Origin of the sequence: Pseudomonas sp. B21-059, from assembly GCF_026016285.1 — a bacterium.
GTDB classification, from domain to species: Bacteria; Pseudomonadota; Gammaproteobacteria; order Pseudomonadales; family Pseudomonadaceae; genus Aquipseudomonas; species Aquipseudomonas danubii.
Genome location: NZ_CP087201.1, coordinates 6,162,117 through 6,175,427 on the forward strand (window position 1 = coordinate 6,162,117; position 13,311 = coordinate 6,175,427).

Genomic DNA, 13,311 nt, shown 5'->3' on the forward strand with positions numbered 1-13,311 from the left:
CATGGGCACCTCTCTGTTCTGGAAGTGCTCATGCCCGCGCTGAACCACCCTCTGCCTCACGTGGAAACCCTGGCCAACGGCCTGCGGGTGTCCTTGCGTCATGCCCCTCACTTGAAACGTTGCGCCGCCGCACTGCGGGTATCGGCCGGCAGCCACGATGTACCACTGGCCTGGCCGGGGCTGGCGCACTTCCTGGAGCACCTGCTGTTTCTCGGCACCGAGCGTTTTCCCGCCGAACAGGGATTGATGGCCTATGTGCGGGGCCAGGGAGGACAACTGAACGCCAAGACCTGTGAGCGCGCGACCGAGTTCTTTTTCGAGCTGCCGGTCAGCGCCCTGGCCGGCGGCCTGGAGCGTCTGTGCGACATGCTCGCCCGACCACGGATGAGTCTTGAAGACCAGCGTCGGGAGCGCGAAGTGCTGCATGCGGAGTTTATCGCCTGGTCCCGGGATGGGGCGGCGCAACGCCAGTTCGCGCTGTTCGATGGCCTGTCCGCTGCTCACCCGCTGCGGGCCTTCCATGCTGGCAACCGCTACAGTCTCAACCTGCCCAGCCAGGCTTTTCAGCAAGCGCTGCAGCAATTTCACCAAGACTTTTACCAAGCCGGGCAAATGACCCTGAGCCTCGCCGGGCCACAGTCTCTGGAAGAACTCCGCGCCCTGGCCAGACGCTATGGCGCAGATCTACCGAAAGGCCAGCGCCTTGAGCAGAGCGTGCCTCCTGCGCTGTCGACTACCGGCATCGGCACTTATCAACAGCTCGATGCTCACCGTCTGGACCTGCTGTTCACCTTGGAACAACTGCCCGAGGGCGCAGCGCCTGCACTGGACTTTCTCTGCACCTGGCTGCAATCGGCCAAGTCGGGCGGGCTGCTTGCCGGACTCCAGCAACGCCAATTGGCCCAGAGCCTCAAGGCGCAGACGCTGTACGAGTTTGCCGGTCAGGCCTTGCTGCATCTGCAATTGAACCTGAGCACAACAGAGGCGACGGCCCCGGCCCAGGTCCGCGAACTGCTGGCAGATTGGCTGAGTTTCTTCAGCGCCCAGGACGATTGGCCAGCGCTGCGAACAGAATATGCCTTGCTGCAACAACGCCAGCTGCAGGTCGGCAGCGCCCTGGAGTTGGCCCAGCGGGACAGCCGGCAGACCGTCGGCGAGCTGGATGCGCAAGGAATCAAGGCCCTCAGGGTGCTGCTCGCACAGTTGCAACCGCAGGCTGTGGATAACTTCAGCCATGAGTGGTGCCTGCCACCGGGTAACCCTTTTCTGCGCAGTACCGCTGAAGCACCGCGGGCAGGACTGATTCGCGGGCAGACCAGCGCACACCGAGGACTACGCACCTTCGCCCAGGATCGCTCGCGAAGCCGGCGAGAAAGCTCGGCGTTGAACATCAGCCAGGCCCTGCCTGCGGATAGCCGCGAAGGGACCTTGATTCTGCGCTGGCGCCTGGCTTCACCCGCCCCAGCTGGTGTGCACAAGCGCCTCCTGCATAGCCTGGCGCCCTTGCGCAGCGATGCGGGTGAGGCTGGAGTAGCACTGAGCTTCACCACCAGTGGCGCCGATTGGTTGCTGAAACTCAGTGGCCTGCAGCAACCCATGCCCGCAGTGCTGCAGCAGGCGCTGAAGCAACTGAACCAGCCCGCCGAATCGTTCTGGCTGCAGAGCGCAGCTACGACAGACGATGCCCCCTTGATGCCGATCCGTCAGTTGCTCAAGGCCTTCAGCGAGCAACCACAACCCGGCGAGCTGACAGTTGCACAGCCTCAAACCCTGCAAGCCCTGTGGGCTGGTGCTCGATGGGACGGCCTGGCCTTGGCGCTGTCAGCCGGCACTCAGGAAGCCCTTGGCCAAGCGCTGCAAAAGATGCCGGGAACAGCAGATACGGCCCCGTGCCAACCCTCACCGCCAGACGCCGCCTATCGTTGGCAGACGTACCCTGGGGCATCCAGCGAACAGGCCCTGCTGCTGTTCTGCCCAACGCCCGGCACCCGCCTTGCCGATGAAGCGGCCTGGCGCCTGCTGGGCCAACTTTGCCAAACGCCGTTCTATCAGCGCCTGCGGGTGGAGTTGCAGTTGGGTTATGCGGTGTTCAGCGCCATTCGCCAACGCAATGGCCAGACCGGCCTGCTGTTCGGCGTGCAATCGCCCAAGGCGACGCTCACGGAAATACTTCAGCACCTGGAACAATTCCTCCAGCAGTTGCCGGAACAGCTCCAGGCGCTCGACGAGCCGTTCTGGAACGAACAGCGACAGGCTCTGGCTCAACAGTTCCAAGCCTCGCTCCTGCCCCTGGAGCAAGCCGCTGAACTGCTGTGGCAGGCGAAACTGGCCGGCCATCCGTCGGATTACCTGGAGCGGCTGCACGACAGCATCCTGGCCCTCACGCCCTCAGCCGTGACCCAGGCCGCCATGGCCCTGCATTCGGCGACAGGCGGCTGGACAGTATTGGCCAACGGGCCTTGCCCAGGAGCGCCCTGGCAAGCGGCAGAATGATCATTACCGGAGCTGCAACGAGCTTTCTTCAGAATTGCGGGCAACCTTTTGTGGGAATTTAGTAAGATAGCCCCCTAAGCATCTGAACATCTCCCGCCGGAGGTGGACTATATGTATAGGCAATACCCGTCCCACCCACCTCAAAGGAGCATTTTTATGACCTGGTCCAAACCTGCTTACACCGACCTGCGTATCGGCTTCGAAGTCACCATGTACTTCGCCAGCCGCTGATTTCTGCCTCTGGCCAGAAAACGCAGCGCAACGCCTCGGTCCGTCCGGGGCGTTTTTATTTTCAGTTCTACGTCTTTTTTCCCTGGGAGCGTCCATGTTTGTCCAGATTCTAGGTTCCGCCGCCGGCGGTGGTTTTCCGCAGTGGAACTGCAACTGCGTGAACTGCGCAGGGTTTCGCGACGGCAGCCTGCGGGCCCAGGCTCGCACCCAGTCGTCCATCGCGATTTCCGATGACGGGGTGAACTGGGTACTGTGCAATGCCTCCCCGGACATCCGCGCCCAACTGCAGGGTTTTGCCCCCATGCAACCGGGCCGTGCACTGCGCGACAGCGGGATCAGCGCCATCATCCTCATGGACAGCCAGATCGATCACACCACCGGCCTGCTCAGTCTGCGCGAAGGCTGCCCGCATCAGGTCTGGTGCACCGACATGGTCCACGAAGACCTGAGCACCGGTTTCCCCCTGTTCAAGATGCTCAGCCACTGGAACGGCGGCCTGAACTGGAACCGCATCGAGCTCGACCAGAGCTTCACGGTTCCGGCCTGCCCCAACCTGCGCTTCACCCCACTGCCTTTGCGCAGTGCTGCACCGCCCTATTCGCCCCATCGTTTCGATCCGCACCCAGGCGACAACATCGGCCTGATCGTCGAAGACCTGCGCAGCGGCGGTAAACTCTTCTACGCGCCGGGCCTGGGCAAGGTCGATGCGCCGCTGCTGGAGATCATGTCCGCCAGCGACTGCCTGCTGCTGGACGGCACCCTGTGGGAAGACGATGAAATGCAGCGCCGTGGCGTCGGTACCCGCACCGGCCGGGAAATGGGCCACCTGGCCCAGAACGGCCCGGGAGGCATGCTCGAAGTGCTGGAACAGCTGCCCCGCCAGCGCAAGGTGCTGATCCACATTAACAACACCAACCCGATCCTCGACGAAGACTCCGCCGAACGTGCCGAACTGGTACGCCGAAAGGTGGAAGTGGCTTACGACGGAATGAGTATTGAGCTGTAGGCCGTATCGCCCACAAGCTCGACCCAAGAGCCTTGGCCCCTTTGCGTAGGCGCGGGCTTGCCCGCGAAAGGGCAGCCCCCCGGAGAACACACATGACCGACACCCCGCTGTCACCCGCCGAATTCGAGCAGGCGCTGCGCGCCAAAGGCGCCTACTACCACATCCATCACCCCTATCACGTGGCGATGTATGAAGGCCGGGCGAGCCGCGAACAGATCCAGGGCTGGGTCGCCAACCGCTTCTACTACCAGGTGAACATCCCCATGAAGGATGCGGCGATCCTCGCCAACTGCCCGGACCGGGACATTCGCCGCGAGTGGATCCAGCGCCTGCTGGACCATGACGGTGCCCCGGGTGAAGACGGTGGTATCGAAGCCTGGCTGCGCCTGGGCCAGGCCGTGGGCCTGGACCCGGACCAACTGCGCTCCCAGGAGCTGGTGCTGCCCGGCGTACGTTTTGCCGTGGACGCTTATGTCAACTTCGCCCGCCGCGCCAGCTGGCAGGAGGCCGCCAGCAGCTCGCTGACCGAACTGTTCGCCCCGCAGATCCACCAATCGCGCCTGGACAGCTGGCCCCAGCACTATCCCTGGATCGACCCGACCGGCTACGAGTACTTCCGCACCCGCCTGGGCCAGGCCCGGCGCGATGTGGAACACGGTCTGGCCATCACCCTGCAGCACTACACCACCCGTGCCGGTCAGGAACGCATGCTGGAAATTCTCCAGTTCAAACTGGACATCCTTTGGAGCATGCTCGACGCCATGAGCATGGCCTATGAATTGAACCGCCCGCCCTATCACAGCGTCACCGATCAGCGGGTCTGGCATAAGGGGATCACCCTATGAGTTTCGACCGCAGCAAAACCCCACGCTGGCGTCCCGGCTACCGCTTCCAGTACGAGCCGGCACAAAAAGGCCATGTATTGCTCTACCCGGAAGGCATGATCAAGCTCAATGACAGCGCCGCTCTGATTGGCGGCCTGATCGACGGCGAGCGTGACGTGGCAGCGATCATCCAGGCGTTGGAAGTACAGTTCCCCGGAGTGGCCGAGCTCGGTGACGATATCGAGCAGTTCATGGAGGTCGCCCGTGCCCAGCACTGGATCGAACTCGGCTGAGTCGGTGTCGCTGCCCGACAAACCGGACGTCGGCCTGCCACTGTGGCTGCTGGCCGAGCTGACTTATCGCTGCCCACTGCAATGCCCCTACTGTTCCAATCCGCTGGACTTTGCCGAGCAGGGCAAGGAGCTGAGCACCGAACAATGGATCAAGGTATTCCGTGAAGCGCGGGAGATGGGCGCGGCGCAGTTGGGCTTCTCCGGCGGCGAACCGCTGGTGCGCCAGGACCTCGCCGAGTTGATCGGCGAGGCGCGCAAGCTGGGCTTCTATACCAACTTGATCACCTCCGGCATCGGCCTGACCGAGCAGAAGATCAGCGACTTCAAGAAAGCCGGCCTGGACCATATCCAGATCAGCTTCCAGGCCAGCGACGAGCAAGTGAACAACCTGCTGGCCGGCTCCAAGAAAGCCTTCGCCCAGAAGCTGGAGATGGCCCGCGCGGTCAAGGCTCACGGCTATCCGATGGTGCTGAACTTCGTCACCCACCGGCACAACATCGACAAGATCGACCGCATCATCGAGCTGTGCATCGCCCTGGAAGCCGACTTCGTCGAACTCGCCACCTGTCAGTTCTACGGCTGGGCCCAGCTCAACCGCGTCGGCCTGCTGCCCACCCGGGAGCAACTGGTGCGCGCGGAACGCATCACCAACCAATACCGCGCCAAGCTGGAAGCCCAAGGGCATCCCTGCAAGCTGATTTTCGTCACTCCGGACTACTACGAAGAACGCCCCAAGGCCTGCATGAACGGCTGGGGCAGTATCTTCCTCACCGTCACCCCGGACGGCACCGCCCTGCCCTGTCACGGCGCGCGGCAAATGCCGGTGCAGTTCCCCAATGTGCGCGACCACAGCATGCAGCACATCTGGTACGACTCCTTCGGCTTCAACCGCTTTCGCGGTTACGATTGGATGCCGGAGCCATGCCGCTCCTGCGACGAGAAAGAAAAGGACTTCGGCGGCTGCCGCTGCCAAGCCTTCATGCTCACGGGGGACGCCAGCAATGCCGACCCGGTGTGCAGTAAATCGGAACACCACGGGATGATTCTCAAGGCCCGCGAAGAATCCGAAACGGCCACCCAAACCATTGAACAACTGGCCTTTCGCAATGAACGAAACTCACGCCTCATCGCCAAGGGTTGAGCCCTTCAGCGCCAACCAGGCCACCACCGCCGGGATCGATTTTGCCGAGCTGCAACTGACACCCGACGGGGTGTTCTGGAATGAATACCGTCCTGCGGACGCCAGCTGCCGGATCTGGCATTGGCAGCAAGGCCAGGCCCGCTGCCTGACGCCGCCGGGGTTCAGCGTCCGCAGCCGCGTCTATGAATACGGCGGAGGTGCCTTCTGCCTCAGCGGCGACGTCCTGCTGTTCGTCAATGAAGCGGACCAGCAACTGTATCGGCAGTCCCTGAAAGACGGTGCGCCAGTGGCACTGACCCGGGGCGACTGCCGCTACGGGGACCTGCACGCGCACGCCGATCAAGTACTGGCCGTGGAAGAATGCGCCAACGAGCACCGGCTGGTGGCCATCGACATCCGCAGCGGCCAGCGCCGCCTGCTCGCCGCCGGGGCTGACTTCTATGCCGCGCCGACCTTGAGCCCCAATGGCCAACGCCTGGCCTGGATCGAATGGGATCGCCCCCATCAGCCCTGGACCAGCACTCGCCTGATGCTCGCCGAACGCCTGGCCGACGGCACTTGGGGCGCCCCCCGTTGCATGGCGGGCGATGGCCAGGAAGAGTCACTGCAGCAACCGCGCTTCGATCAGCACAACCGATTCTATTGCCTCACGGATCGCCAGGGTTTCTGGCAACCCTGGGCCGAGTCGGACAGCGGCTTGCGCCCGCTGCCCTGTGCCGCAGCTGATCATGCCCCGGCCCCCTGGCAGTTGGGGTGTCGCACCTGGATGCCCCTTGGTGGGGACTCCTGGTTCGGCAGTTGGACCGAGGAAGGGTTTGGCCGTCTCGGACTGCGTCACGCCGACGGTTCGCAACAGGACTTCAGCGGCAACTACAGCCGCTTTCGCGGCTTGGCGCTGGATCAGCACTACCTGTACTGCATTGCGGCGTCCCCCGTCAGTCCCTCGGCCATCCTCGCCATCGAACGTGAAACCCAGCAGGTGCAGGTGTTGGCCGGCGGTGTCGCGCCGCTACCGACGGAGCGCATCAGCCGACCACAAACCCTGTGCTATCCCAGTGGCGAAGGACAGGCCCATGGCTTCTTCTACCCGGCCATGAATGGGGTCAACCGACCGCCTCTGGTGGTGTTCATTCACGGCGGTCCCACCTCCGCCTGCTATCCGATCCTGGACCCGCGTATCCAGTTCTGGACCCAGCGCGGCTTTGCCGTGGCCGACCTGAACTACCGGGGCAGCACCGGTTATGGCCGGGCCTATCGCCAGGCCCTGCATCTGCGCTGGGGCGAAGTGGACGTGGAAGATGCCTGTGCGGTGGTCTCCTATCTGGACCAACAAGGGCTGATCGACCCAAGACTGGCGTTCATCCGTGGCGGCAGCGCCGGAGGCTACACCACCCTCTGCGCCCTGGCCTTCGCCAAGGTCTTCTGTGCCGGCGCCAGCCTGTACGGGGTCAGCGATCCCATTGCCCTGACCCGCTCCACGCACAAATTCGAAGGGGACTATCTGGACTGGCTGATTGGCGATCCAGAGCAGGACAACGAGCGCTATCTGGCGCGCACGCCACTGCTGTACGCCAGCAACATCAGCGTGCCCGTGGTGTTTTTCCAGGGTGAGTTGGACGCCGTGGTGGTGCCCCAGCAGACCCGCGACATGCTCAAAGCGCTCCAGGATCAGGGCATTGCTGCCGAGGCCCACTATTACCCGGATGAACGCCACGGCTTTCGCAAGGCGGACAATCAGGCTCACGCGCTGGAACAGGAATGGCGGTTTTATCAGAAGGTGCTGCAAGCGCAACGCTGAGCGGGTGCTGCCCGTTCCGTTGGAACGGGCAGCTTGGATAATCAGCGTTTGGCGATGATGTACACCGCGTGCACGATACCGGGGATGTATCCGCACAAGGTCAGCAGGATGTTCAGCCAGAAAGCGCCGCCAAAGCCCACTTGCAGAAAGACCCCCAAGGGCGGCAAGAGAATGGCGAAGATGATGCGAATCAAGTCCATAGGGCAGCTCCTGATAGAAGTCGGGCTCGGCTGAGCCTCACCTGCAATCGACACTGGCCGCGTGCCAGGGTTCAGCGCAAATCTTGCCCTCCTGGACAGCACGGAGACAAAAAAACGCCCCGTGCGAAAAATCGGACACGGGGCGACGCGTTATACCGCGAGACGGTTCAGGAATTCAGTCAAAGTAAAGTCGGATGTGCTCGGGACTGAGCGTCAGCGAATGCCCCAGGATCAGCCAGATTTCACACGGCTACTCCCTTGCGGCATTGCAATTGCGCGGTCCGCACGCGGGAAAAGGCCCGGGCCAGGCGCAGGAGCATTTCATCGATATTGCCCTTGCTGACACTCAGGGCCGGGGTGAAGCGCAAACAATCCGATTGCGCAGCACTGAGCAACAGGCCCTCGTGCAACGCCGCCTTGAGCACCGCCTGCGCTGAGTCGTCCGCCAGGCTCATGCCCCAGAACAACCCATGCCCTCGTACTTCGCCCTGGGCGTAACGGGCCGCCAGTTGGGTCAACTGCTGCCCCAAGTACTGACCGTTGCTGCGCACCTGCTGCAGAAAACCATGCTCCTGCAGACTGTCCAGCACGGCCAGGCCGGCGGAGGTCATCAATGCATTGCCGTGGTGGGTGCCATCCAGCTCGCCCTGCTCGAAACAACAGGCCTTGCCCCGCGCCAGCAACGCCGCCAGGGGCACGCCGCCGCCGAGGCCCTTGCCCAAGGTGATGATGTCGGCGCGCACGCCGTACAACTGCTCGGCCAAGAGGGTGCCGCAGCGGCCGATGCCGGTCTGGACCTCATCGAGGATCAGCAGAATGCCCAGCTCACGACACAGGCGCTCCACCCCTTTGAGGTAGTGTTCTGTCGCTGGAATGACCCCAGCTTCCCCCTGGATCGGCTCCAGCATGATGGCCACGGTCTGAGCATCCACCGCCGCATGCAAAGCAGGCAGATCATTGAATGGCACCTGGCTGAAGCCTGGCAGTTGAGGTTCGAAACGATTGCCTGGGGAGCCATTGCCCGCGGCCGATAACGCGGCAAAACCGCGGCCATGGCAACTGCGGCTGGCAGTGATGATGCCCGCCGCGCCGCCGCGATGCAGTTGACCCCACTTGCGTGCCAGCTTGATCGCCGCCTCGCAAGCCTCGCTGCCACTGCTCAACAGATAGGCCTGGTCGCTACCGGTACTACGGCACAGCCGGTCGGCAAGCCTGAGCATGCCGCGGTTATAGAAACCCGACCCGGGATTGATCAGCGACTGGGCCTGGGCAGCGATGGCGTTGACCAGTACCGAAGGGCTGTGGCCCAGGCTGTTGGCCGCCCCGGCCTGGGTGAAATCCAGGTAGGTGCGGTCATTGCTGTCCCACAACCAGGAGCCCTGGCCGCGAACGAACACCGGCTGGGGGCGCTGCACACTGGGCATCAGGCACTCACTGGCGCTGGCATCGTCCGAGGCGGTCGCACAGGGCTCGATAGCCAGATCCTCCAGGCTTGGCGGAGTGCGGCGCAGATTGAACAGATTCATGCCCGCAGCCCCTCCAATGGCAGGCCCAGCAGGCGTGAAGACCAATCCTCGACGCAGCCGGTACGCATACGCTTGATGGCGATATCGCGCCAGCGCGAGGACAGTGCCGGACAATCAATCAGCATTTTCAAGCCTTTATGCTCCAGAGGCTCCTGGAAGAAACAGAGCAGGGCCCAGGCTACGGTCAGGCCGGGATAACTGCGCTGGATCAGTTCGAAGGGTTCGTCCGCCTGGACAAAGCCGGGCTTGAGCACCCGATAGAACCAGCCGCAGCGTCCATTGTCCTGGGCTTGCTGGGGCAGATTCACCAGGCCCCAACGCTGGCTCAAGCGATAGCAAGGAGAACGGGGCTGGCTGATCTGCAACAGCGCGCCACCCCAACGGAACATGTCCCCCAGGCACACCTGTTCTTCGGTCAGGCCACGTGTCGAGAGATTTTCACCAAAGGCCGGAGCCGACCAATCGAACTGTGGATAACGTTTGCGCCAGTGGGCGTAATGCTCTGCGGGATAGTGGTGCAGGGCTCGTTCTGGGCCAGTATGAAAGCGCGGATCACCCTGTTCATCGCTGCCCAGGCCTTGTGGCCATAACCAGAGACGGTTTGCAACCGGGTACTTGTCGGTATCGATGACCAGACCCTGGCCGAGATTTTTTGCCTTGCCTATGTAAACACCATCGACGTAAACGGTATTCATCGCGCGCCTTGGCCCTGTAAGCCCTGTGAATAGGCGCTAGACTAGGCGCCTTGCGGGCTTACGGCCATTTCGTTTTTTAAGCTTTTTCGATAAGAAATACTTATGGATTTCAAGCAACTGCGTTATTTCGTCGCGGTGTATGAAGAAGGTCACGTGGGCCGTGCTGCCGAGCGTCTGTCGATCTCGCAACCGGCACTCTCCCAGCAGATCCGTCAGTTGGAGCAGAACCTCGACGTCAGCCTGTTTGAACGCAGCAGCAAGCGCCTGTTGCCGACCCTGGCCGCCCATACCCTCTACAATCACGCCCTGCCCCTGCTCGATGGCCTGCAACAAGCCCGTGAGGCCCTGCGCAACTTCAAGGGCCAGGCCCTGCGTACCCTGGCCATCGGCGTACTGCAAACGGTGCATAGCAGCCTGGTGCCGCAGATGCTCGAACGAGTGCGCAAGGCCCAGCCCCATCTGGTGGTGCAGATCTACGAATTGACCGGTCTGGAGATTGAACGACGGTTGCTTAATGGCACGTTGGACATCGGCATCAGCTACCTGCCGCCACGCCAACCCGGCTTGCATGGTGTCCCGCTGTACGAAGATGAGCTGACACTGGTCATCCCCGAACAGCATCCGCTGCGCGAATTCAAGAAGGTCTCCATGAGCCAGGCAGCGGAGTTGCCAATGTTGCTGTTGGGTGAGGAGTTTCAGATCCGCCAGATCTGGCAAGCGCAGCTGGCCAACCTGGGACGGCGCCCCCAGGTGCAAGCGGAGTTGAACAATATGGCCGGTATTCTCGACAGCCTGCCTCATACCCGACTGGCCACCGTACTTCCAGGGCGCTCGCAACAACAGCACAGCAATAAGGAACTGCTGTGGAAACCGCTGAGCGAGCCCAGGGTGCCGTTGAAAGTCGGATTGGTGTGTCGCGATCTGCAGCGTCAGCAAGGAACGCTGGAACTGCTGCGCACGTTATTGGAGGATTCGATGAATACCCAAGACGGGCGCTTGGGCGGCACTGCGGTGCCAGAAATCCTGGGTTGACGTCGCCAAAATAAAAAATCCGGACAAAAGAAAACCCCGCCGAAGCGGGGTTTTGCAGACTGTTTCCCTGACATCCTTTTCACTCCACCATCCTGGCGGAATCCTACGTGTCCGTGTTGTTGCTTTGCGCTTCCTGCGCGACGTCCATGTGAAGTAGATTAGCCTCAGCCGTCATCTACCGATATGGACGATCAGCAGCACGTTATGTAAGAGATGACTTACAAAGGCTCTCCCGATTAAAACTGCTCCGCCTGCAACAGGAACAGCGATTCACTACCCGCTTTCACCGAGGCGGTCAGGGAGTGGATACGCGGCAGCAAACGGGCGAAATAGAACCGCGCGGTTCCCAGTTTACTGGCGTAGAAGTCCTCTTCCTGCTCCTTGCCCAGCGCCGCTTTGGCCATCAGGGCCCACATGTAGGCGTAGGCGGTGTAGCCAAAGACCTGCAGATACTCCACCGAAGCCGCGCCGATTTCGTTGGGGTTACTGATGGCCCGATCCAACAGCCAGGCGGTCAGCTCGTCCAGATTGTCCAGAGCCGCGTTCAAAGGCAGGGTGAACTCGCCCAGTTGCGCATCGGCGGTGGCGGTGAAATGGCGAATTTCATCAGCGAACAGACGGTAGAACGCCCCACCGCTGCCGACGATCTTGCGCCCCACCAGGTCCAGGGCCTGGATACCGTTGGTGCCTTCGTAGATCTGGGTGATCCGCACGTCGCGCACCAACTGCTCCTGGCCCCATTCGCGAATGTAGCCGTGGCCGCCAAAAATCTGCTGGCCATGAACCGTGGTTTCCAGACCCAGGTCGGTAAGGAACGCCTTGGCCACGGGAGTCAGCAAGGCCACCAGACTTTCCGCGCGCGTGCGGGTCTCGGCATCTTCGCTGAACTTGGCGGTATCCAGTTGCATCGCCACATAGGTGGAGAATGCCCGGCCACCTTCGTTGGCCGCCTTCATGGTCAGCAGCATGCGCCGCACGTCCGGGTGCACGATGATCGGATCGGCAACCTTGTCCTTGGCTTGCGGCCCGGTCGGTGAACGGCTCTGCAGGCGGTCACGGGCATATTCCACCGCGTTCTGATAGGAGCGCTCACCGGTGGCCAGGCCCTGGATACCGACACCCAGGCGCTCGTAGTTCATCATGGTGAACATCGCTGCCAAGCCCTTGTTCGGCTCGCCCACCAGATAACCTATCGCTTGATCGAAGTTCATCACACAAGTGGCCGAGGCCTGGATACCCATCTTGTGTTCGATCGAACCGCAACTCACCGGGTTGCGTTCACCCAGGCTGCCGTCGGCGTTGACCATGAACTTGGGCACCAGAAACAGGGAGATCCCCTTGGGCCCGGCCGGCGCATCCGGCAGTTTGGCCAGCACCAGGTGAATGATGTTTTCCGTCAGGTCGTGCTCACCACCGGTAATGAAGATCTTGGTCCCGCTGATGGCATAGGAACCGTCAGCCTGAGGTTCGGCCTTGGTACGGATGATGCCCAGGTCGGTGCCGGCATGGGGCTCGGTCAGGCACATGGAACCGGCCCAGACACCGGCGTACATGTTTGGCAGGTAAGTGGCTTTCAGCTCTTCGCTGGCGTGGGCATTGATCGACAGGCAAGCTCCCGCCGTCAGCATCGGATACAGGCCAAAGGCCAGGCTCGCGGAGTTGACCATTTCCTCGACCTGGGCGGACACCGCCTTGGGCATGCCCATGCCGCCGAACTCGGGATCACCGCCCACGCCGACCCAACCACCTTCGGCGTAGGTCTGATAAGCCTGGGTGAATCCTTGGGGAGTGGTTACGACGGTATCGTTCCAATGACAGCCTTCCTCGTCGGCACCACGACTCAGCGGAGCGATGCTGCGGGCGGTGACTTTGCCCGCTTCCTCCAGAATCGCCTCAACAGTCTCGGCATCCACAGTCTCGGCCAGAGCTGGCAGTTGAGCCCAGAGTTTGGCGACCTCGAAGACTTCATTGAGGACGAAGCGCATATCGCGCAGGGGCGCTTTGTAGTCAGCCATGGCAAACCTCGCAAGATCTAAACAAGCGGGCCGGAACGGGCCCATTTACGAAAAGTC

Annotated in this window: 12 protein-coding genes; 8 read left to right on the forward strand and 4 right to left on the reverse strand. The window is 62.2% G+C overall.

The annotated features are described in order from the left end of the window. The first annotated feature begins 30 nt into the window (after positions 1–30). From pqqF to LOY69_RS27490, 7 genes are all read left to right on the forward strand, one after another. A complete protein-coding gene (gene pqqF, locus LOY69_RS27460; RefSeq protein WP_265073857.1) occupies positions 31–2,493 on the forward strand; it encodes a pyrroloquinoline quinone biosynthesis protein PqqF in 2,463 nt (820 codons plus the stop codon). A gap of 156 nt (positions 2,494–2,649) precedes the next feature. Continuing rightward, positions 2,650–2,724: a pyrroloquinoline quinone precursor peptide PqqA gene (gene pqqA / locus LOY69_RS27465; RefSeq protein WP_003194766.1), complete on the forward strand. Its 75-nt coding sequence runs from the start codon at positions 2,650–2,652 to the stop codon at positions 2,722–2,724. A 94-nt stretch (positions 2,725–2,818) separates the two neighbouring features. After that, positions 2,819–3,730 (forward strand): pyrroloquinoline quinone biosynthesis protein PqqB, encoded by a 912-nt coding sequence (gene pqqB / locus LOY69_RS27470; protein WP_102881051.1) that lies wholly within the window; start codon positions 2,819–2,821, stop codon positions 3,728–3,730. Positions 3,731–3,822: 92 nt separating this feature from the next. Next, positions 3,823–4,575, forward strand: coding sequence for a pyrroloquinoline-quinone synthase PqqC (gene pqqC, locus LOY69_RS27475; protein ID WP_102861940.1), 753 nt, complete (start codon positions 3,823–3,825; stop codon positions 4,573–4,575). Further along, the gene (pqqD, locus tag LOY69_RS27480; protein WP_102861941.1) at positions 4,572–4,847 is read left to right on the forward strand and encodes a pyrroloquinoline quinone biosynthesis peptide chaperone PqqD; all 276 of its coding nucleotides are present in this window, start codon (positions 4,572–4,574) and stop codon (positions 4,845–4,847) included. The genes pqqC and pqqD overlap by 4 nt, the downstream gene beginning before the upstream one ends. After that, positions 4,819–5,988: a pyrroloquinoline quinone biosynthesis protein PqqE gene (gene pqqE / locus LOY69_RS27485; RefSeq protein ID WP_102881052.1), complete on the forward strand. Its 1,170-nt coding sequence runs from the start codon at positions 4,819–4,821 to the stop codon at positions 5,986–5,988. The genes pqqD and pqqE overlap by 29 nt, the downstream gene beginning before the upstream one ends. After that, a complete protein-coding gene (locus tag LOY69_RS27490; RefSeq protein ID WP_265073858.1) occupies positions 5,954–7,786 on the forward strand; it encodes a S9 family peptidase in 1,833 nt (610 codons plus the stop codon). Before pqqE ends, LOY69_RS27490 begins: the two co-directional genes overlap by 35 nt. A gap of 41 nt (positions 7,787–7,827) precedes the next feature. Here LOY69_RS27490 and LOY69_RS27495 read toward each other — a convergent pair whose 3' ends face one another. From LOY69_RS27495 to LOY69_RS27505, 3 genes are all read right to left on the reverse strand, one after another. After that, a complete protein-coding gene (locus LOY69_RS27495) occupies positions 7,828–7,986 on the reverse strand; it encodes a YqaE/Pmp3 family membrane protein (RefSeq protein WP_011063854.1) in 159 nt (52 codons plus the stop codon). Between the two features lie 242 nt (positions 7,987–8,228). Then, positions 8,229–9,512, reverse strand: coding sequence for an aspartate aminotransferase family protein (locus LOY69_RS27500; RefSeq protein ID WP_102881054.1), 1,284 nt, complete (start codon positions 9,510–9,512; stop codon positions 8,229–8,231). Beyond that, entirely contained in the window at positions 9,509–10,207 is a 699-nt protein-coding gene (locus tag LOY69_RS27505) for an MOSC domain-containing protein (protein ID WP_265073859.1), read from the reverse strand. Before LOY69_RS27505 ends, LOY69_RS27500 begins: the two co-directional genes overlap by 4 nt. A 102-nt stretch (positions 10,208–10,309) precedes the next feature. Here LOY69_RS27505 and LOY69_RS27510 point away from each other — a divergent pair, with 102 nt between their 5' ends. Further along, entirely contained in the window at positions 10,310–11,239 is a 930-nt protein-coding gene (locus LOY69_RS27510) for a LysR family transcriptional regulator (RefSeq protein WP_102881056.1), read from the forward strand. A gap of 236 nt (positions 11,240–11,475) precedes the next feature. Here LOY69_RS27510 and LOY69_RS27515 read toward each other — a convergent pair whose 3' ends face one another. Beyond that, positions 11,476–13,254 carry an acyl-CoA dehydrogenase C-terminal domain-containing protein gene (locus tag LOY69_RS27515; RefSeq protein WP_110594467.1) on the reverse strand — a complete coding sequence of 593 codons (1,779 nt, stop codon included), beginning with the start codon at positions 13,252–13,254 and terminating at the stop codon, positions 11,476–11,478. Between the last annotated feature and the right edge of the window lie 57 nt (positions 13,255–13,311).